Origin of the sequence: Aurantiacibacter sediminis (assembly GCF_016019885.1) — a bacterium.
GTDB lineage: Bacteria > Pseudomonadota > Alphaproteobacteria > Sphingomonadales > Sphingomonadaceae > Alteraurantiacibacter > Alteraurantiacibacter sediminis.
Window position 1 is genome coordinate 403,531 of sequence record NZ_JAEANY010000001.1, and the last position, 19,167, is coordinate 422,697.

Sequence of the window (19,167 nt, forward strand, 5' to 3'; positions counted from 1 at the left end):
CTTCCCAAAATCGTCGCCCTAAGGCGGCGACAAAGGCCGAATTGGCCGCCCGCAGGTGCCGCGCAGCGTAGCGGAGCGATTAGCACCGAGGAAGTCCGCGCGGATGCGCGGACTCAAATCAATCAAGCACTACCCATCTGGCGAGTTTTACCGTCTTCGCCAAAGCCCCACATCCGCTCCAGATTATAGAAGCTGCGGACTTCGGGCCGGAACAGGTGCACCACCACGTCTCCGGCATCGATCAACACCCAGTCGGCAGCCGGCAGGCCTTCGACACGCGGCATGGCCTTGCCCGATTGCTTGATCTTTTCCGCCAGCTTGTTCGCCATGGCGGCGACCTGACGGGTGGAGCGGCCCGAGGCGATGATCATGTGATCCGCGATCGAGCTTTTACCCTCGAGCGGAATGGAGACCATTTCCTGCGCCTGATCATCATCGAGCTGCTGGAGGACAAGCTCGTGAAGCGAGCCGGGTTTTGCGTCTTGCGGAGTTGCGTATTCAGTCATGGATAGGAGTGTAGCTGTTGCGGCGGGACTGCCATTTGCGGCTGCGCGCGTTTCTGCGGCATTGCTGGGCTGGGTCATCGCGTTTGATCATGCTCCTGAAATGGGAATGGAAACAAGCCTTTCCAAGAGCTGACTGCATTATGCGCCACCTCCCGGACTGGTTTCATGGATGAGGGAATGCGTTACGTCGTCCCGCGGCACAGGCCCGGCATAGCCGTCTGCCCATTGGGGATCTGCGCGGCGGATCGCTGTCGCCGAGCGCGGATCGGGATCAAAACGCAGTTCTATCAGCGCAGGTGCGCTCCATTCGCTCCGGTTATGAAGTCCAACTGCAGACAACCGGTATTTCCGCAGCCAGGCCATTGCGGGGCTCGCGATAGCATCATCGTCATAACCCGGACGGGCGATTACGGCAATGGGCATCTGCCTCGCTATACCGCGCCAATCCTTCCAGCGGTGGAATTGGGCGAGATTGTCTGACCCCATCAGCCAGATGAAACGACGCTTGGGATAGCGCAGGCTGAGTGCGTGCAACGTGTCCACCGTGTAGCGCGTGCCAAGCTGCTGTTCGATTGCCGTCACGCGGATTGGCGCGCGGCGGCTCATGGCCTTGGCCGATTTCACCCGCGCGGCGAGCGGCGCCATGCCCTTTTTCGGTTTCAACGGGTTGCCGGGGGAGACCATCCACCAGACCACATCCAGCCCCAGCGCATCGGCTGCGAACAGCGAAATGCGACGGTGGCCGACATGGGCGGGATTGAAACTCCCGCCCAACAGGCCGGTGACGGACCCGGTTTGGTTCAAGTGTGCAGGCCGCTCAGGAACGCGCCTGGCCTTGGCCAAGCACCTGCCATTTATATGTCGTCAGACCTTCCAGCGCGACGGGTCCGCGGGCGTGCAGGCGACCGGTGGCAATGCCGATTTCTGCGCCAAGCCCGAATTCGCCGCCATCGGCAAACTGGCTCGAGGCGTTATGCATTACGATTGCGCTATCGACTTCATCGAGGAAACGCTGCGCCGCGGCATCGTCTGCCGTCACGATCACATCGGTGTGCCCGGAAGAATGCGCTGCGATATGCTCGAGCGCCTCACCAATCCCGTTGACCACTGCGACGGACAGGATGGCATCGAGATATTCGGTGTCCCAATCCTCATCATCGGCAGGTTTGATCCGATCATCGAGTTCCTGCGCCCGCGCATCGCCGCGCAATTCGCAGCCCGCATCGAGTAAGGCTGACAGGACATCGGTGCAATCATCAAACAGGCTGTCGATCAAAAGCGTTTCCATCGCCCCGCAAATGCCGGTGCGGCGCATTTTCGCATTGAGCGCGATTTCGCGCGCCATTTCCGGATCGGCGTCGGCATGGATATAGGTGTGGCAAATGCCATCGAGGTGAGCGAGCACAGGAACGCGCGCATCTTCCTGCACACGGGCAACCAGGCTCTTGCCGCCGCGCGGCACGATCATGTCGACGAGCCCTGCAGCTTTCAGCATCGCGCCAACTGCCTCGCGGTCCTGCGTCGGCATAAGCTGGATCGCATCTTCGGGCACGCCTTCCTGGCTGACGCCTTTCACGAAAGCGGCATGCAGCGCGCGATTGGAATGCACCGCTTCGCTACCTCCACGCAGCAGTGCAGCATTGCCTGACCGCAGGCACAGGGATGCCGCGTCTGCGGTTACGTTGGGGCGGCTTTCATAAATGATGCCGATGAGGCCAATCGGAATGCGGCGGCGCACGAGAGTCATACCCGCAGGAGCTTCGGACCGACTGATTTCTTCGCCTACCGGATCGGGAAGGGAGGCAACGTTCTCAATCGCGCTCGCGATACCTTCCAGCCGCTCGGCATCCAATTTCAGGCGATCGAGCATCGCGCCGGAAAGGCCGCGAGCTTCCGCTTCGCTCAGATCTTTTGCATTCGCTTCGAGGATCGTGGCCTCATCTCGGCGGATTGCCGCAGCAGCAGCGCGCAGCGCTTCGGCTTTACGCTCATCGCCAATTCGAGCGAGCTTGCGCTGGGCGGCACGGCCGCGTGTTGCCAATTCTTTTATCAGCTCTTCAGGCGACAGGGTGGAGGGATCGGGCGTGTTTGACATATCGTTCATAAAAATTCTCAGTCAGCTCTTATCTGCTTTCGACATGGGCTCTTGCTGACCAATCGCAAGCGACGTCGAATCGTTCCGAGACAACTTGGTTCCCGCTTTCGGCAATAAAATTGTGAACGTTAAAACGATTCATCGCATCGAACGTCCGTTTCGCCCTGTGCTGGGCAAGGTTGACTCGACCTTGGCGCTATGTTGGGTATGGACCCGACACAACAAAAAGCTTCCAAAACACACGGGGTCGTTTTGCAAAAAGAAACCGCTGGCGGAAAATGGGATCGCCTGCGGAGCTGGTTTCCAGAGCGTGAGTTTTTCATGCGCTCTCAGGGACAGGTCCGCTTCATAACCATCACCACACGCATGCAGATGACAGTTGCAGCCGTTGTGCTCGCAGCCGTGCTTGGCTGGGCGATTTCGATGAGCGTGATGGCTTTCAATCAGTATCGCGCTAGTTCGGAGCGCGCTTCGCTGCTGGAGCGTGAAGCGCATGTCGCGCAGAGCGAAGAACGCTTCGACGCCTATTCGGACGATCTTGATGCGACTGTGGCCGATCTTCAGGCCCGCCAGGAAATGCTCGACGGCATCGTAGAGATGCTCCCGGAAGATCTCGTCGCCGAGGCGGAAGACACTGTCTCCGACAGTTCCGAGGAATCGGCAGAGCTTATCAGCATGATGCGCGAAGTTTTCCCTGAGGCAGTTGGCCTCGCACAGATCGAAGCGCGCCAGCTCGCAACGGTTGAAGCGCTGACGCTTTATGCCGATCGCCGCGCGGCGCGCGCGGAAGCTGCAATTCGTGAGCTTGGCCTGGACCCTCGGCAAGTCGCCGACAGTTCGACCGCGATGGGTGGTCCTTTCGAAGGCATGTTCGGCGATGGTGACAGCGCAATCGATCCGCGCTTCGAGCGCCTCGGCCTCAGCCTTGCCCGTATGAGCGCGCTGGAACGCGGCATGGAGACCATCCCGCAATTTATGCCCGCCGATATCAACTCGATTTCTTCGGGCTTCGGTTATCGCCGCGATCCGTTCAATGGCCGCGCCACCATGCATTCCGGCCTCGATTTCCGGGCTCCGCATGGCGCACCGATTTACGCTGCCGCCGCTGGTGAAGTGACCTTTGCGGGCCGCAAGTCGGGCTACGGCAATGTAGTGGAAATCACTCACAACACTGGCATCGTGACGCGCTATGCGCATATGTCCGGCTTCAATGCCCGTGTCGGCATGGCAGTAGAAGCTGGTGATCGTATCGGCGCCATCGGCAGTACTGGCCGTTCAACCGGACCGCACCTGCACTTTGAAGTGCGCGTCAACGGCCGCGCGGTAAACCCGCGGCATTTCCTGGAGACTGCTCCCCATGTTCTCGAAGAAGCCCGCGCAGAATTCGCGCCCCATGCCGCAGCGGCAGGCCAGTGACATGAAGGGTAATTCCGGCAGCACATTCTCTGTCATCGGCACCGATGTAACGATCCGCGGCAATATCGAAGCCACGGTGGACCTCCATGTCGATGGCCGCGTTCATGGCGATATCGCCTGCGCCTCTCTGGTACAGGGTGAAGACAGCCACATCGAAGGCGAAATCAAGGCAGAGACTGCGCGCCTTTCAGGCAGCGTGCATGGCCGGATCGAGGCGAAGAACCTCGTCGTGCTGAAGTCCGCCAAGATCGACGGCGATGTCAGCTACGAAACGCTGACGATCGAGCAAGGTGCTCACGTCGATGGACGTTTCGCACCGCTCGGCGCGAAGAATGGCAAGGCTGTACCGACCGGCAATCCTGTCGCTGCAAAGCCTGCCAAGACTGACGCGCCAAGCGGCGGATTGCCGCTGACGAACTGAGTCACCAGCGCACAATCAGATTTTCCAGTTTGGGAGGGAGGGGCGGTCCATCGGGCCGCCCCAACTCGTTTAGGGCTTAGATCGAGTCCTTGTCGGGCTCGGGCTCGGGATTGGCTTCGGCTTCGCGCTTGGCTTCGAGCCATGCTTCAGCTTCGGCTTCCTGCGCCGCCTGGGCTGCCGCCTTGGCCGCCTCTTCGCGCTCTTTGCGCAGCTCCTCGATCAGCTTTTCCTTGTCGTCGCGCGGATCGCCAACGACCACCGGCGCCTCTTCGCCTTCCACAGGCTCTGCCGGAGCAACGCGCTTGGCGGCCTTCGCCACTGCTGCGTCAAGCTCACGCTGCGAGCACAGGCCAAGCGTTACCGGGTCCTTCGGCTGGATGTTGGCAATGTTCCAGTGGCTGCGCTCACGAATCGCATTGATCGTATTGCGCGTCGTGCCGATGAGGCGGCCGATCTGCGCATCGGAAATTTCAGGGTGGTTGCGCAGGATCCAGGCGATACCATCGGGCTTGTCCTGCCGCTTCGACACCGGCGTATAACGCGGGCCCTTTGTGCGGCTGACATCGACCGGAGCCTTCTGCATCTTGAGCGAATATTCAGGATCGGCCTGGCCGCGTTCGATTTCCTCATGCGTCAGCTCGCCAGAATGCACCGGATCGCGCCCGGTGTATTTCGAGCTGGCGAGATCATCCGCCATGGCCTGCACTTCAAGAATGTGAAGGCCGCAGAATTCCGCGATCTGCGTGAAGCTCAATGCGGTATTGTCCACCAGCCAGCTGGCAGTCGCGTGCGGCATGAGGGGTTTGGGCTGATCAGCCACGATGTTTCTCCGAAATAAAAGGGCCGCCCCTCACGGGACGGCCATTGCGAGGGTGATGTAGGCGGTTTCGCGCTTGCTCGCAAGCTTTTGCGCCGTGCGCGGGTGCGGCGGAGTGCTCAGGCGGTGCGCAATACTCTGCGATCGCGAGCCGGGGCCGGTTCGATAAGCGCCAGTCCGGCAAGAAATTGCCGGGTACTTTCCCGCCAGCTGAAGGATTGGCCATGGACAAGACAATCTGCTCGGTCGAGCGCAAGCGCGGCTGCGATCGCTTGGTCGAGGTCCTCCGCAATCGCGCCGCTTTCCGGCCGCAGCACATCAAGCGGTCCCTGCACCGGGAAAGCAGCGACAGGTGTTCCGCAGGCAAGTGCTTCGATCATCACAAGGCCAAACGTGTCGGTGCGGCTAGGGAAAACGAAGACATCAGCGCCCGCATAGCAGGCGGCGAGGTCTGCGCCTTTGCGGCTGCCGAGAAAATGTGCATCGGAGAATTGCGTCTTCAGTTTGGCGAGCGCGGGGCCGTCTCCCACCACCACTTTCGATCCGGGATGAGCGCTGCGCAGGAAAGCTTCGATGTTCTTCTCCACCGCGACCCGGCCGACATAGAGCTGTATCGGTCTCGGCAGGCTGAAAAACATTTCCGGCGGCAGGTGATCGGGGTGGAACACAGAAATATCCACACCGCGAGACCAGTGATGCAATTGCGTGAGGCCGTGAGCGCGCAATTCCTCACGCACGCTTTGGGTCGCGACCATGATGCGCTCGGCTGGTCGATGAAAGCGGCGGATGACGGGCCAGAACAATCCCGCAGGCAGGCCCGTACGCCGCGAAAGATATTCGGGGAACTGCGTATGGTAGGCCGTCGTAAAAGGAATGCCGCGCTTAATGCACCACCGCCGCGCTGCCGAGCCGAGCGGACCTTCAGTGGCGATATGGATCGAATCCGGCGCAAACCGCTCCAGCCGCTTCCCCACTCCGTGCTTGCCGGTCAGCGCGAGCCGAATTTCGGGATAGGAGGGCGCAGGAATGGATCGGAAGTCACCCGGCGAGATGATCTGGACGCTGTGCCCCTGCCGCAGCAATTCACCCATCACTGTGGTGAGCGTACGGACGACGCCATTGACCTGCGGATGCCAGGCATCGCTGACGATGGCGATCTTCATGCCGCCTCTGCCACTGCGGGCGCTTCAGCGTCGCGCTTTGCGACTTCCTCGGGCCAGTGAAGGATTTCCATGCGCCCGTCGAAATGTTCGACCAGTGCATTGCAGCCCTCAACCCAATCGCCATCATTCCAATATTCGGTGTCCCCGAACATGCGATGCTCTGCCGTGTGGATGTGGCCGCATACCACGCCATCGACACCGCGTTCTGCGGCCGCGCGGGCGACGACTTCTTCGTATTTGCCGATGAATTCGACGGCGTTCTTTACCTTGTGCTTCGCCATTTTGCTGAGCGACCAATAGGGCAAATCAAGCCGCCGCCGCACGACATTGACCCAGTAATTGGCCCGCATCGAGAGATGGTAAAGCGCGTCCCCCACAAAGGCGAGCCAGCGGTGTGATAGCATGACGGCATCGAATTCGTCGCCATGCAGCACCATCAGCCGCCGCCCATCGGCGGTATCGTGAAAGGCAGCGCGCTGGATCTCAATCCCGCCGAAATTCATACCTGAAAATTGCCTCAGCATTTCGTCATGATTGCCGGGAATGTAGATGATCCGCGTGCCGCGCTTGGCGCGTTTCAGGATCCGCCAGACGATGTCATTATGCTCTGCAGGCCAGTAGAACTTCTTCTTGAGCCGCCAGCCATCGATGATGTCACCGACCAGATACATGGTCTCGCTATCCACGCTGTCGAGAAAGTCGATCAGCAGCTCCGCATTGCAGCCCTTCGTGCCGAGGTGGACATCGCTGATCCACACGGTTCGGTATTTGCGCCGCTCTTCGCCGGAGCGCTCTGGTACGGTGGGTTTCGGGGGCTCAGCACTGCCGGACACATAATCCGCCAGGCTTTCAACTACGCCGTTATTGCCGAATTCGCCTTCGAAATACTGGCCAAACATGCTGCCACATCCCTTGTCGCCACATCCTGGCTAAGGTCAGATGACAGCGAATTATGACATGCGAATCGCAGTTTGGCGGCAGTTCGGCGACAGTATGACGGTTGCGAGTCAGTCCTCTGCGACGCGCAACACGATTTTGCCGATGTGGTCTCCCGCTTCCATACGTGCATGAGCGGCGGCCGCCTCGCTTAGAGGGAAAATCTGATCCATTGCCGGGCGCAACTCTTCATGCTCGACTGCAGGCCAGACTTCGCGGAAAAGTTCATCGGCAATCATGCCTTTGAAGACATCGCTGCGCTGGCGCAACGTCGATCCGGTCACCATCTGGCGCTTCATCATCAGCTTGATCATGTTGATCTCTGATTTGGGCCCGCCAAGCGTTGCGATAATGACCAAGCGACCATCCTCCGCGAGGCAATCCAGATTGCGCTGCGCGTAATCTCCCGCCACCATGTCCAGGATCAGATCGCAGCCGCGCCCTTGGGTAATTTCCAGCACGCGGGCGGAGAAATCCTCCGACTTGTAATTGATAGCCTGATCCGCGCCAATTTTCCGCGCCGCTGCGCATTTATCGTCCGAACCGCAGGTGACGATCACTGTCAGCTCGAACAGCTTGGCCAGTATGATGGCGGTCGTGCCAATCCCGCTTGTTCCGCCATGAACCAAAAGCACCTCTCCATCGCGCGCAAAGCCGCGCTGGAAGACATTGTGCCACACTGTGAAAAGCGTTTCGGGAAAGGCCGCCGCTTCTTCCATCGAAAGATTATCAGGCACCGGAAGGCAGTGTTCCGGCCGCGCGATGCAATATTGGGCGTAGCCGCCGCCGGCGACGAGGGCGCAGACGCGCTTGCCCATCTCGCCCGGATCGACACCTTCGCCCAGCGCCACCACCGCGCCGGAAATCTCCAATCCCGGCAGATCAGAGGCGTTCTCGGGTGGCGGATAGAGACCCATTCGCTGGAGGCAATCGGGCCGATTAACGCCCGCATGGCTGACTTTCACCAGCATTTCGCCCGCAGCAGGCTGCGGCACGGCGCGCTCTGCCAATTGCAGGACTGCAGGCCCGCCCGGCTCGCTGATTTCGACAACCTGCATCTTGCCCGGCAAGGCATCGCCCCCATTGCGGCTCATCGCATCCCCGTTACATCGCCCACTTTCTCCACCACCCCTAAGGCCGCACGCCATTGACAGCAAGCGCGGCGAGAGGGATGTTCTATGCCAATGGACGATGACCTGCCCCGTCGGCGCAGTGACGCCGCAGCCGGACTGGCTGGCGAGAGCCTCGACAGCTATTCGCAGGACGAATTGATGGAGCGCGTGGCGCTGCTGGAGGCGGAAATCGCGCGGGTAAAGGCGCAGCACGCCAAGGCCGCCGATCATCGCAAACTGGCGGATAGCCTGTTCAAATCGAAGGGCAGCGACGGGTGAGGCTGGTAAGGCCTTTCGGACCCCTCGCAATTGCGCAGAAGCGCACCATATCTTTCACGTCAGATAAAACAGCTTCGTTGAAAGCTTATTTTATTCGCTGCATTTTGCCTGTGTTCAGCACTGTCCCCGCAGCTTTTCTTTCCGCCGCCTTCCCGGCCAGACCATAATCCAAGGACGATAATGCCAAAGTTTGCGCAAAATCTCGAAAAAACGCTCCACACAGCGATCCAGCATGCGATCGATCGTACGCATGAATATGCGACGCTCGAACATCTTCTGCTGGCGCTGGTAGAAGATAGCGACGCGGCCGAGGTCATGAGCGCGTGCGGCGTCGACGGGGAAGAGCTGGCGAGCGTCGTTCGCCAGTACCTTGATCAAGAATATCAATCACTTAAATCAGAAGATGACACCGATCCGCAGCCGACTGCCGGCTTCCAGCGGGTGATCCAGCGCGCCATTCTGCATGTGCAGTCTTCGGGCAAAGACATGGTGACCGGCGCGAATGTGCTTGTCGCCCTGTTCTCTGAGCGGGACAGCTATGCGGTCTATTTCCTGCAGCAACAGGATATGAGCCGCCTCGATGCGGTCAGCTTCATCAGCCACGGCATCGGCAAGAACGGCCGGCAGATTGCCGATCGTCCTGCTGAAGGCGCGGAAGACGAAACCGCAGCAAAGCCAGAGGAAAAGGCTGAAAAGAAAAAGGATTCGGCGCTCGACCAGTTCTGCGTCAATCTCAACCAGAAGGCGCTCGACGGTAAAGTCGATCCGCTGATCGGACGCGGTCCGGAAGTTGATCGCACGGTGCAAATCCTCTGCCGCCGTTCGAAGAACAACCCGCTTTATGTGGGCGATCCCGGCGTCGGTAAAACCGCGATTGCAGAAGGCCTGGCGCGCAAGATTGTCGAAGGCGACGTGCCCGAAGTGCTTGAACCGGCGGTGATTTACGCGCTCGACATGGGCGCGCTGCTGGCTGGCACGCGCTATCGCGGCGATTTCGAAGAGCGACTGAAACAGGTCGTCAATGAACTTGAAAAAATGCCCGATGCCATTCTTTTCATTGACGAAATTCACACCGTCATCGGCGCTGGTGCCACCAGCGGCGGAGCGATGGATGCGTCCAACCTGCTGAAGCCCGCTCTTTCCAGCGGCGCAATCCGCTGCGTGGGTTCGACGACTTACAAGGAATTCCGCAATCACTTCGAAAAGGATCGCGCCCTGCTCCGCCGGTTCCAGAAGATCGATGTGAATGAGCCGAGCATCGAAGACACGGTGAAAATCCTCAAGGGGCTGCGCAGCGCCTTTGAAGAGCATCACAAGGTCAAATACACGCCCGACGCCATCAAAACCGCGGTCGAGATGAGCGCGCGCTACATCAATGACCGTAAATTGCCCGACAAGGCAATCGACGTGATTGATGAGGTTGGCGCGATGCAGATGCTCGTCCCGCCGAGCCGCCGCCGCAAGACGATTACTGCCAAGGAAATCGAAAAGGTCGTGGCGACCATGGCGCGCATCCCGCCGAAATCGGTCAGCAAGGACGACAAGGCCGCGCTCGCCAATCTCGAGAAAGAGCTGAAGCGCGTTGTCTTCGGACAGGATCAGGCGATCGACAAGCTGTCGACGGCAATGAAGCTCAGCCGTGCAGGCCTGCGCGATCCGGACAAGCCCATCGGCTCGTTCCTGTTCAGCGGCCCGACCGGCGTCGGCAAGACCGAAGTCGCTCGCCAGCTCGCTTCCATCATGGGCATTGAGCTCAAGCGTTTCGACATGTCCGAATATATGGAGCGGCACAGCGTTTCGCGCTTGATCGGCGCGCCTCCGGGCTATGTCGGCTACGATCAGGGCGGTCTGCTGACCGATGCCATCGACCAGCATCCGCACTGCGTGCTGCTGCTCGACGAAATCGAGAAGGCGCATCCGGACCTGTTCAACATCCTGTTGCAGGTGATGGATAATGGCCGCCTGACCGATCATCACGGCAAGACGGTGGATTTCCGCAATGTCGTGCTGATCATGACGACCAATGCCGGCGCGTCTGACGCGGCAAAGCAGGGTATCGGCTTCGGCGCCGGGCAGAAGACGGAAGCTTCGGAAGAGGCGGTGAAGAAGATGTTCACCCCCGAATTCCGCAACCGCCTCGATGCCATTGTGCCCTTCGGCTACCTCGGCAATGAGACGATCAGCCGGGTGGTGGACAAGTTCATTCTCCAGCTCGAACTGCAGTTGGCCGACCAGAACGTACACATCCAGTTCGATGGTGACGCACGCGAATGGCTGGGCAAGCGCGGTTATGACAAGCTGATGGGTGCCCGCCCGATGGCTCGCCTGATCCAAGAGAAGGTCAAGCAGCCGCTCGCTGAAGAGCTGTTGTTCGGCAAGCTGGCACAGGGCGGCGAAGTGCATGTAAGCGTGAAGGACGAAAAACTAGCCTTCGAGCTGACACCTGCTCCGCCCAAGACCAAGGCGAAGAAAAAGCCCGCTGCGAAGAAGAAAACTGTCACCAAGAAGAAGCCGGATAGTCCGGCGGCTGATGGTGGATCGGAAAAGAAAAGCGAGGACTAGTCGAGGCGCGACGCGCGGGTTACACCTGCCGCCATGACGCCAAGATTTTCCGAAGCATTGTGGACGGCGGGGGCTGCGGCTCTCGCCGTTTGCGTTTCCGCTCCTGTTGCCGCCCAGTCGCTAAATGAACGCACCGCGATCAGCGGCCTCCCGCTTGAGGGGCCACGCGCTTCGATGCAGATCGAGCATGTCGATCTGGCGATCCAGGTGCTTCCGGATCAGCGGCGCATAGAAGGCTCTGCCGACTACACGATCAATGTGTCTGACCGGCTTGAGCAGCTGCAATTCGATCTCGATCCGCGTTACGCCGTGTCTCGCGTCGCCGTGGGCGGAGCTGAATTGCCTGCGAGCGCGATCAGCAATCCGGACGGACTTCTGACACTGGTGCTCTCCGATGCGGTTGAGGCCGGGGAGACTGTAGCGGTTTCCATCACCTATGCGGGCTCTCCGCATGTCGCCCGCAATGCGCCATGGGATGGCGGCATCGTATGGTCGGAGCATGAAGGCCAGCCATGGATCGCAACCGCCTTCCAAGGCGAGGGTTGCGATATGCTCTGGCCCTGCATCGACAATTTCACTCACCGTGTCGATACGATCGAGACGCGCTGGACAGTGCCGGGCGGCCTCGTTGCGACAGGCAATGGTGTGCTGGTGAGCGAGAATGACAACGGCGATGGCACCACCACTTTCCATTGGCGCGCACGTGATCCGAGCAATTACGGCGTGGTGCTGCAGATCGGCCCATATGAGCTTGCCGAGCGGATGTATGAGAGCCGCTATGGCAACACCATCCCGATCCGGTTCTGGCATCTTCCCGGCAATGGCAAAGATGCGCGGCGGCTGGTGCGCGAGACCGAGACCTATCTCGATTTCTTCGAGACGCTGATCGGGCCCTATCCGTTCGGAGACGAAAAGGCCGGCATCGTAGAGACGCCACATCTCGGCATGGAGCACCAGACAATCAACGCCTATGGTAATCGCTACCGGCCCGACCCTTTGGGCTATGACTGGCTGTTGCATCACGAATTCGCGCATGAATGGTTCGCCAACCAGCTGACGCATGCCAGCGTCAATCACATGTGGTTGCACGAAGGCATCGGCACGTGGATGCAGCCGCTTTACCTCGGCTGGATGCATGGGGAGATGTATTACACATCCGAAATGTGGCGCCAGCGCCAGATGATCAACAGCCGCGTGCCGCTCGTCCCGCCCGAAGGCCAGCTGCCCGATTACAATGATCGCGAGGCGGGCTGGGGAAGCGATATCTATGCCAAGGGATCTTGGGTCATGCACACGCTGCGCTATTTGGTGGGCGAAGATGTGACCTTCACCTCGCTCACCCGGCTGACTTACGGCACCGATACTCCGGTGCCTGGCCAGATCGAACCTGTAACGCGCACCACCGATGATTACCGCCTGATCCTTGAGGAGATGACCGGCGAGAACCTTGAATGGTTCTTCGATGCCTATTTCTATCAGCCCGAGCTGCCGCGGCTCGTCTCAGCCCGCGATGGCGACGTACTGACGCTGCGCTGGGAAACGCCTTCTGCGCTCGATTTCGAAATGCCCTTGGACGTGGTGGTGGACGGGGTGGAACAGCGGGTCGAAATGCCGGGCGGCACCGCACAGATGAGTCTGCCACGCGCCGACGCGCATGTGCTGGTCGATCCGCGCAACCAAATCCTTATGTATGACGAGGCGATCGCCCGCTGGCAGGAATCGCGCTGAACGGAACAGAGCGCGCGGCGGTGAATTCTCCTAGGGATGGCCGCACCTTTTTCCTGGATCAAACCTGACCCGCACGGGATCTACATCCCGCCCGCCGATTGCTGGATCGATCCCTCGCGCGCGGTGGACAAGGCGCTGGTCACGCACGGCCACGCCGACCACGCACGCGGCGGGCATGGCAAGACCGTCGCCACTCCCGAGACGCTCGCCATCATGGAGCTGCGCTACAACACGCGAGAGAACACGCGGCCGGTCGGATATGGCGAGACGGTGCGGCTCGATGGCGGAGTCGATGCGACCTATATTCCCGCGGGACACGTTCTCGGCAGCGCGCAGATCCTGCTCGAGCATGCGGGGGACCGGGTGGTGGTGACAGGCGATTACAAGCGCCGGCCCGATCCCACTTGCCCGGCTTTTGAAGTCACGCCCTGCGACATTTTCATCACCGAGGCGACATTCGGCCTGCCGCTGTTCACCCATCCTCCGATCGAGGACGAGATGGCGAAGCTGCTTTCCCGGTTGGATGCGCATCCCGACCGCTGCGTGCTTGTCGGCGCCTATGCGCTAGGCAAGGCGCAGCGCGTGATCGCGGAGTTGCGGGCGGCAGGGCACACGCAGCCGATCTATCTCCACGGCGCGATGGAGAAAATGTGCCGGCTCTATGAAGAGCACGGTGTCGATCTGGGCGAACTGCGCATGGTGATGGACCATGACAAGGACGATATGCGCGGACACATCGTCGTTTCACCGCCCAGCGCTCTTAATGACCGGTGGAGCCGCCGCCTGCCCGATCCGATCACCGCCATGGCCAGCGGGTGGATGCGGGTTCGCCAGCGTGCCCGGCAACGCAATGTCGAACTCCCGCTGGTTATCTCCGACCATGCCGACTGGGGCGAGCTGACGCGGACGATTCAGGAAGTCGACCCGCACGAAACATGGATCACGCACGGCCGCGAGGAAGCGCTGCTGCGTTGGCACCAGCTGCACCAGCGCCGCGCACGTGCGCTTGCGATGGTTGGGCGTGAGGATGAGGATGAATAATTGGAAGAGTTCGCCGATCTCCTTGAAGCTCTGGTCTACACCCGCTCCCGCAATGAAAAGCTGCGGCTGATTGCGGAGTATCTGCGCGAAACGCATGATCCCGACCGGGGCTGGGCTTTGGGCGCGCTGACGGACGGGCTCGATTTCAAAGCGGTCAAAAGCTCGACAGTGCGAAATTTGATGCAGGACCGGGTCGATCCGGTGCTGTGGAAACTCAGCCGTGACTTTGTCGGCGATACGGCAGAGACGACCAGCCTGTTATGGCCTGAGCCCCTCGGCGATGTCGCGCCTGCACCCACGGTGAGCGAGGCGGTCGCCGCGCTATCGGCGATGACGCGAAATACCGCGCCGACCGAATTGCCGAAAATGCTCGACCGGCTCGACCCGTCGGGGCGCTACGCGCTGATCAAACTGGCGACGGGCGGCATGCGCATTGGCGTATCGAGCCGCCTGGCCAAGGTCGCCTTTGCGCAGGCTTTCGAAGTCAGTGTCGATGATGTCGAGGAATATTGGCACGCGCTTGAGCCGCCTTTCGAAGAGCTCTTCGCTTGGGCCGCCGATGGCGCCGATCCGCCCGATACCGAGAACATCCCTCTTTTTCGGCCCTTCATGCTCGCGCATCCGCTGGAGGAGACGCGAGTCGATCTCAGTGACTATGCGGCGGAGTGGAAATGGGACGGCATCCGCGTCCAGCTGGTCCATGTCGCGGGGGAGACGCGGGTCTATTCGCGTTCCGGCGATGATATCAGTGCGACTTTTCCCGAAATGGTCTCTGCGCTCGACCGGCCTGCCGTCCTCGACGGCGAATTGCTGGTGCGCGGCGACATGCAGGGCGGCGAGGAAGGCGGCGCGGCGAGCTTCAACGCGTTGCAGCAGCGGCTCGGTCGCAAGACCGTGAGCAAGAAGATGCTTTCCGAAAGTCCGGCCTTTGTGCGGCTTTACGACGTGCTGTCTTGGGATGGCGAAGATCGCCGCGGGCTCGAATGGGAGAAGCGACGCGGAGTGTTGGAAGACCTCGTTCCGAAATTGCTGGACAGCCATTTCGATCTCTCCCAACTCGTTGAAGCGCGCGACTTCGATCATCTCGCCGAGATCCGCGAAGGGACGCGCGATGCAGCGATCGAAGGGCTGATGCTCAAAAAGCGCGACAGCCTTTATATTCCCGGCCGCAAAACCGGCCTGTGGTACAAATGGAAACGCGACCCGCTGCTGATCGACGCGGTGCTGATGTACGCTCAGCGCGGGAGCGGGAAGCGCTCGAGCTTTTATTCGGACTACACTTTCGGTTGCTGGGATGGCGACCCCGATGAGGGCGCTGAATTGCTTCCCGTCGGCAAGGCCTATTCGGGCTTCACCGATGCCGAGTTGAAAAAACTCGACAGGCTGGTGCGCCAGACCACGCTTAACCGCTTCGGCCCTGTGCGCGAGGTGGAGCGGACGCTAGTTTTCGAAGTCGCTTTCGATAGTGTTCACACCAGTAAGCGGCATAAATCAGGCCTCGCAATGCGCTTTCCCCGCATTCACCGCATCCGCTGGGACAAGCCCGTGCACGAGGCGGATAGGATCGAAAGCTTGAAGGCGTTGATCAAGGATTGAGTTAAGCACAAAATCGCTGGCCATGGGTCAGCGACCGAGCGCACAGCGCGACCCGCAGGTGCCGCGCAACGGGAACGTAGTCCCGGCGGAGCGAATAGCACGGAGGACGAAGCCGCGCATGCGGCTTCGCAAGACTAAGAAGTCGCGCCGCGCAACTCAGCCAGATGCCGCTGAGCCAATTTACAATATCGCTCGGTCTGGAATTTGATCTTGGCGATCTGCGCTTCGTCCTGCGTCTTGTAGTATTTCGCCGGGCGACCGATCCAGATTTCACCCGGTCCGATTTTCTTGTTCGGGCTGAGCAATGCGCCTGCACCAAGCATTCCGCCCTCGGCTATCCGCGCACCATCCATCGCCACGGCGCCCATCCCGACGAAAGCACGATTTGCGAGTTGGCACCCGTGGACGACCGCCATGTGGCCGATCACACAATCCTCGCCGATGACTGTGGGCTCGCCATCGGTATCGGGCCGCGGGCCCTCGACATGGAAGACGCTGCCGTCCTGCACGTTGCTCCGGGCGCCGACTTCGATGCGGTGGATATCGCCGCGCAGGACACAATTGTACCAGACGCTCGCTTCCGGCCCGATGGTGACATCACCGATGATCCGTGCGCCCGGCGCGATGAAGGCGCTGTCCGCGATCTGCGGGTACTTGCCATCAAATTCCAGGATTGTGGCGCCAGGAAATCTGTCATCGGTCACAGGAAGTTCTTCCATACAAGATAGGGCAGGATCGAGGCATAGTCATCGGTCCACACCTGACCTTCTGGCTCTTCAAGCTCATTCCAACCGCCTTCATCGACCAGCGCCTGCACCCGCGAAGGATCGCGCGACAGCGCGACCCAACTCGACGCGAACAGCTCGTTCTCCTGTTCTTCCCCGTCGCTCCGCACGCGCGCGGTGAGCCCGCGTGACGCAGCGAGCTGAGCAATCACCGGCTCGAGCCGGATATAATTGTTCGAGATATGCATGACCAGCAGGCCGTCATCGGGAATGGCGCGCAAATAGATGTCGAGCGCTTCGAGCGTCAGCAGGTGCAACGGGATGGCATCCGAACTGAAGGCGTCGATCACAAGGATATCGAAACTGTCAGCCGACATTTTCTCCAGCTCCAGCCGCGCATCGCCGATGACGGTAGGGCTGTCCGGCGCGCAATCGGAGAGATAGGTAAATTCGCCATTCTCCGAATATTCGAGCACGACCGGGTCGATCTCGAAGAAAGTCCAGTCCTGCTCAGGCTGCTTGTAACATGCGAGGGTGCCCACCCCGAGGCCGACGACGCCAACACGCGCATCGCTGCCAAACATCGCATCTGCCATCAAAAGCGAGCGGCCCACGCCAGAACTCGGGCCGTAATAGGCGGTTGGCGAGCGGCTCGCCTCTTCGCCTTCGCGCTGGACGCCGTGGATAGTGGTGCCATGCATCAGCAGCCGGTCGCCATCTGGTTCCTCCCGCAGGGAATAAATGCCGAAATAGCTGCGTTCCCGCATTCCCTCGGCGCTCATCTGCAGGTTCGCGAGGCCGCCAAGCGATAAGAGCAGCGCAAAGCAGCCCAGCACGTAAGACCAGCGACGCGCAGCGAAGACGATAGCGAGCAACAGAATGCCCAGCAGAGCGGCCCACTGGCCTGCACTCAGCTGCGAATCTGCCAGGCTAGACTGGAAGATCATGAGCGATGCATTGAACACAATCAGCAGCGCCACCGAAAGCAGGATGAGCGCCATGCGCGGATTGCTGAAGCGATTACCGATCAGCCGCTTCCACGGGCCAAGCGGAAGCAATGCCGCCGCGCCGAGAATGAGCAGCGGATGCTCCCAAGTCCAATCAAACACGATTGGTGCGATTAAGGCCGTGAACAGTCCGCCCAAGGCGCCGCCGGCGGACATGATCAGATAGAATTTCGTCAGCTGCGATGCCGGAGGCCGGCTTTCATAGAGGCGCGAATGCAGCGCCACGGCGACCACGAACAGCAAGATGATGCTCGCTGCCGCTGCCAGCAGATCCGCGCGGCCTGCAGCAAACATCGCGACGCTGCCATCGACCAGCAGCACCACTGGCGCGAGGAATACGAAAACGGCGGCAATGGCCCGCTTTTCCGCAAAGGCGATCGAGAAGCTGAGCAGATATAGTCCCAGCGGGATCACCCACAGCAGTGGCATGGCCATGATATCGGTGGTGAGGAATGTCGTGGTCGACAGCATCAGACCCGATGGAACAGCGGACAGCGCCAGCCACAGGGCAATCGTCTTCCAGCCGGTTTGCGGTTGGTCCTCATTCGCTTCGGCCGAAACTTCTGCAGCGGGTGCTGAAACATCGCGCCGCGCAAACACGGCAGACGCGACCAGCAGGATCAGCAGGCCGTAGCCGATCGTCCAAAACAGGCTCTGCTGGCCGATGGAGAAAAGCGGCTCCGCCAGCAGGGGATAGGCGAGCAAACCGCCGAAACTACCCAGATTGGACGCGGCATAAAGCGGATAAGGGTTGCCCGCCTGAGGATGCGCAGCAAACCAGCGCTGGATCAGCGGCGCCTGCGCCGATACCGCGAAAAAGGCCGGACCAACCGTTAACAGGAACAGCCACGGCACCCATAGCGCCTCAAGACCCGGCGCAGGCGCATCAAGGTCGGCGAGCGCCAGCGGCAGAGTCAATCCACCAAGGACCAACACGACGACGTGAATGATCCCCTGCGTCTTCAGCGCGAAACGACCGATAAAATGGGCATAGGCGTAGCCGCCCAGCAGCAGCGCCTGATACACAAGCATCGCGCTGTTCCAGACATTGGGCGCTCCGCCCAAGCGTGGCAACGCCATTCGCGCAACCATCGGCTGGACGAGGAACAGCAGGAAACTGCCCGCCAGGATCGTGATCGTGAAAAGCCAGCGCTGCGAGGAGGTGCGCGCGGCAGAAGTGTCAGTCATTGGCGCGGTCCCCCCACTGCTCCGCAGTGATCGAATAGACGATGGTCGGATTGAGATGCTCCGGCCAATTATCGTCACGAAAATCCCATTCCTCGCGGCGCTGCATGCCGAGCTTTTCCATCAGGCCCCAGCTGGGCGCATTCCCTTCGACAGTAAGGGCGATAATTTCATCATAACCAAAATGCGCGAATCCCAAATCAAGCGAGGCAATCGCCGCTTCCTTGGCATAGCCTTTGCCCCAGGCATCTTCGCGCAGTCGCCAGCCCACTTCGGGCATATCGAAGACAGGTGAGCCTTCGCCATTCGCGCGTTTGAGGCCGCAGAAGCCAAGCATTTCGCCCGACAAATGTCCGCCATCATCCTTGCGTTTGACAATCCAGAACGTGTGGCCGAATTTGCGGCGATAGGTCTCCAGCCGCTCACGCGCAGCCGCCTTGGTCGCTTCATCCGCCTCATTGCCAAGCCAGCGCATTACCGCGGGCGTGTTGGTGAGTTGCCAGAAGCGCGGCCAATCCTCTTCGCGCCAGTCACGCAGCACCAGCCGCTCGGTCTCGTGCCTGAACTTCGTCACAGCT

General features: G+C 60.5%; 17 protein-coding genes. 7 read left to right on the plus strand and 10 right to left on the minus strand.

The features are described from left to right. Positions 1 to 122: 122 nt before the first annotated feature. The 3 genes from rsfS to I5L03_RS02085 all read right to left on the minus strand — a co-directional run bounded on the left by rsfS (position 123) and on the right by I5L03_RS02085 (position 2,610). A complete protein-coding gene (gene rsfS / locus I5L03_RS02075) occupies positions 123 to 506 on the minus strand; it encodes a ribosome silencing factor (protein ID WP_197920043.1) in 384 nt (127 codons plus the stop codon). A gap of 138 nt (positions 507 to 644) precedes the next feature. Further along, positions 645 to 1,310 carry a nicotinate-nucleotide adenylyltransferase gene (locus tag I5L03_RS02080; protein ID WP_197920044.1) on the minus strand — a complete coding sequence of 222 codons (666 nt, stop codon included), beginning with the start codon at positions 1,308 to 1,310 and terminating at the stop codon, positions 645 to 647. 13 nt (positions 1,311 to 1,323) lie between these two features. Further along, positions 1,324 to 2,610: a glutamate-5-semialdehyde dehydrogenase gene (locus I5L03_RS02085; RefSeq protein WP_197920045.1), complete on the minus strand. Its 1,287-nt coding sequence runs from the start codon at positions 2,608 to 2,610 to the stop codon at positions 1,324 to 1,326. 243 nt (positions 2,611 to 2,853) lie between these two features. On the opposite strand from I5L03_RS02085, the gene I5L03_RS02090 reads away from it, so the two are divergent. Together I5L03_RS02090 and I5L03_RS02095 are read left to right on the plus strand one after the other, a co-directional pair. Then, positions 2,854 to 4,017, plus strand: coding sequence for a M23 family metallopeptidase (locus I5L03_RS02090; protein ID WP_325100038.1), 1,164 nt, complete (start codon positions 2,854 to 2,856; stop codon positions 4,015 to 4,017). Between the two features lies 1 nt (position 4,018). Then, on the plus strand, positions 4,019 to 4,438 hold the full coding sequence (locus tag I5L03_RS02095) for a bactofilin family protein (RefSeq protein WP_197920046.1): 420 nt from the start codon (positions 4,019 to 4,021) through the stop codon (positions 4,436 to 4,438). A 76-nt stretch (positions 4,439 to 4,514) separates the two neighbouring features. Here I5L03_RS02095 and I5L03_RS02100 read toward each other — a convergent pair whose 3' ends face one another. The 4 genes from I5L03_RS02100 to I5L03_RS02115 all read right to left on the minus strand — a co-directional run bounded on the left by I5L03_RS02100 (position 4,515) and on the right by I5L03_RS02115 (position 8,448). Then, complete coding sequence (locus tag I5L03_RS02100) at positions 4,515 to 5,234, minus strand: DUF1013 domain-containing protein (protein WP_197920685.1); 720 nt, start codon at positions 5,232 to 5,234, stop codon at positions 4,515 to 4,517. 140 nt (positions 5,235 to 5,374) lie between these two features. Further along, positions 5,375 to 6,418, minus strand: coding sequence for a glycosyltransferase family 4 protein (locus tag I5L03_RS02105; protein ID WP_197920047.1), 1,044 nt, complete (start codon positions 6,416 to 6,418; stop codon positions 5,375 to 5,377). Continuing rightward, on the minus strand, positions 6,415 to 7,317 hold the full coding sequence (locus I5L03_RS02110; RefSeq protein ID WP_197920048.1) for a UDP-2,3-diacylglucosamine diphosphatase: 903 nt from the start codon (positions 7,315 to 7,317) through the stop codon (positions 6,415 to 6,417). The genes I5L03_RS02105 and I5L03_RS02110 overlap by 4 nt, the downstream gene beginning before the upstream one ends. Positions 7,318 to 7,425: 108 nt before the next feature. After that, entirely contained in the window at positions 7,426 to 8,448 is a 1,023-nt protein-coding gene (locus I5L03_RS02115; RefSeq protein WP_234034989.1) for an NAD(P)H-quinone oxidoreductase, read from the minus strand. A gap of 90 nt (positions 8,449 to 8,538) precedes the next feature. Here I5L03_RS02115 and I5L03_RS02120 point away from each other — a divergent pair, with 90 nt between their 5' ends. The 5 genes from I5L03_RS02120 (at position 8,539) to I5L03_RS02140 (ending at position 15,672) form a co-directional block, all read left to right on the plus strand. Continuing rightward, entirely contained in the window at positions 8,539 to 8,745 is a 207-nt protein-coding gene (locus I5L03_RS02120; RefSeq protein ID WP_197920049.1) for a DUF1192 domain-containing protein, read from the plus strand. Positions 8,746 to 8,925: 180 nt separating this feature from the next. Continuing rightward, positions 8,926 to 11,307 (plus strand): ATP-dependent Clp protease ATP-binding subunit ClpA, encoded by a 2,382-nt coding sequence (gene clpA, locus I5L03_RS02125; protein WP_197920050.1) that lies wholly within the window; start codon positions 8,926 to 8,928, stop codon positions 11,305 to 11,307. 33 nt (positions 11,308 to 11,340) lie between these two features. Beyond that, complete coding sequence (locus I5L03_RS02130; RefSeq protein WP_197920051.1) at positions 11,341 to 13,035, plus strand: M1 family metallopeptidase; 1,695 nt, start codon at positions 11,341 to 11,343, stop codon at positions 13,033 to 13,035. A 36-nt stretch (positions 13,036 to 13,071) separates the two neighbouring features. Continuing rightward, positions 13,072 to 14,076 (plus strand): ligase-associated DNA damage response exonuclease, encoded by a 1,005-nt coding sequence (locus I5L03_RS02135; protein WP_197920052.1) that lies wholly within the window; start codon positions 13,072 to 13,074, stop codon positions 14,074 to 14,076. Continuing rightward, a complete protein-coding gene (locus I5L03_RS02140; RefSeq protein ID WP_197920053.1) occupies positions 14,077 to 15,672 on the plus strand; it encodes a cisplatin damage response ATP-dependent DNA ligase in 1,596 nt (531 codons plus the stop codon). Positions 15,673 to 15,806: 134 nt separating this feature from the next. Here I5L03_RS02140 and I5L03_RS02145 read toward each other — a convergent pair whose 3' ends face one another. Genes I5L03_RS02145 through I5L03_RS02155 form a run of 3 tightly spaced genes read right to left on the minus strand, consistent with a single transcriptional unit; the run spans position 15,807 to position 19,163 of the window. Further along, a complete protein-coding gene (locus I5L03_RS02145; protein WP_325100040.1) occupies positions 15,807 to 16,376 on the minus strand; it encodes a gamma carbonic anhydrase family protein in 570 nt (189 codons plus the stop codon). Next, complete coding sequence (locus I5L03_RS02150; RefSeq protein ID WP_197920055.1) at positions 16,373 to 18,592, minus strand: fused MFS/spermidine synthase; 2,220 nt, start codon at positions 18,590 to 18,592, stop codon at positions 16,373 to 16,375. The genes I5L03_RS02145 and I5L03_RS02150 overlap by 4 nt, the downstream gene beginning before the upstream one ends. Next, on the minus strand, positions 18,585 to 19,163 hold the full coding sequence (locus I5L03_RS02155) for a GNAT family N-acetyltransferase (RefSeq protein ID WP_197920687.1): 579 nt from the start codon (positions 19,161 to 19,163) through the stop codon (positions 18,585 to 18,587). Before I5L03_RS02155 ends, I5L03_RS02150 begins: the two co-directional genes overlap by 8 nt. Positions 19,164 to 19,167 lie beyond the last annotated feature (4 nt).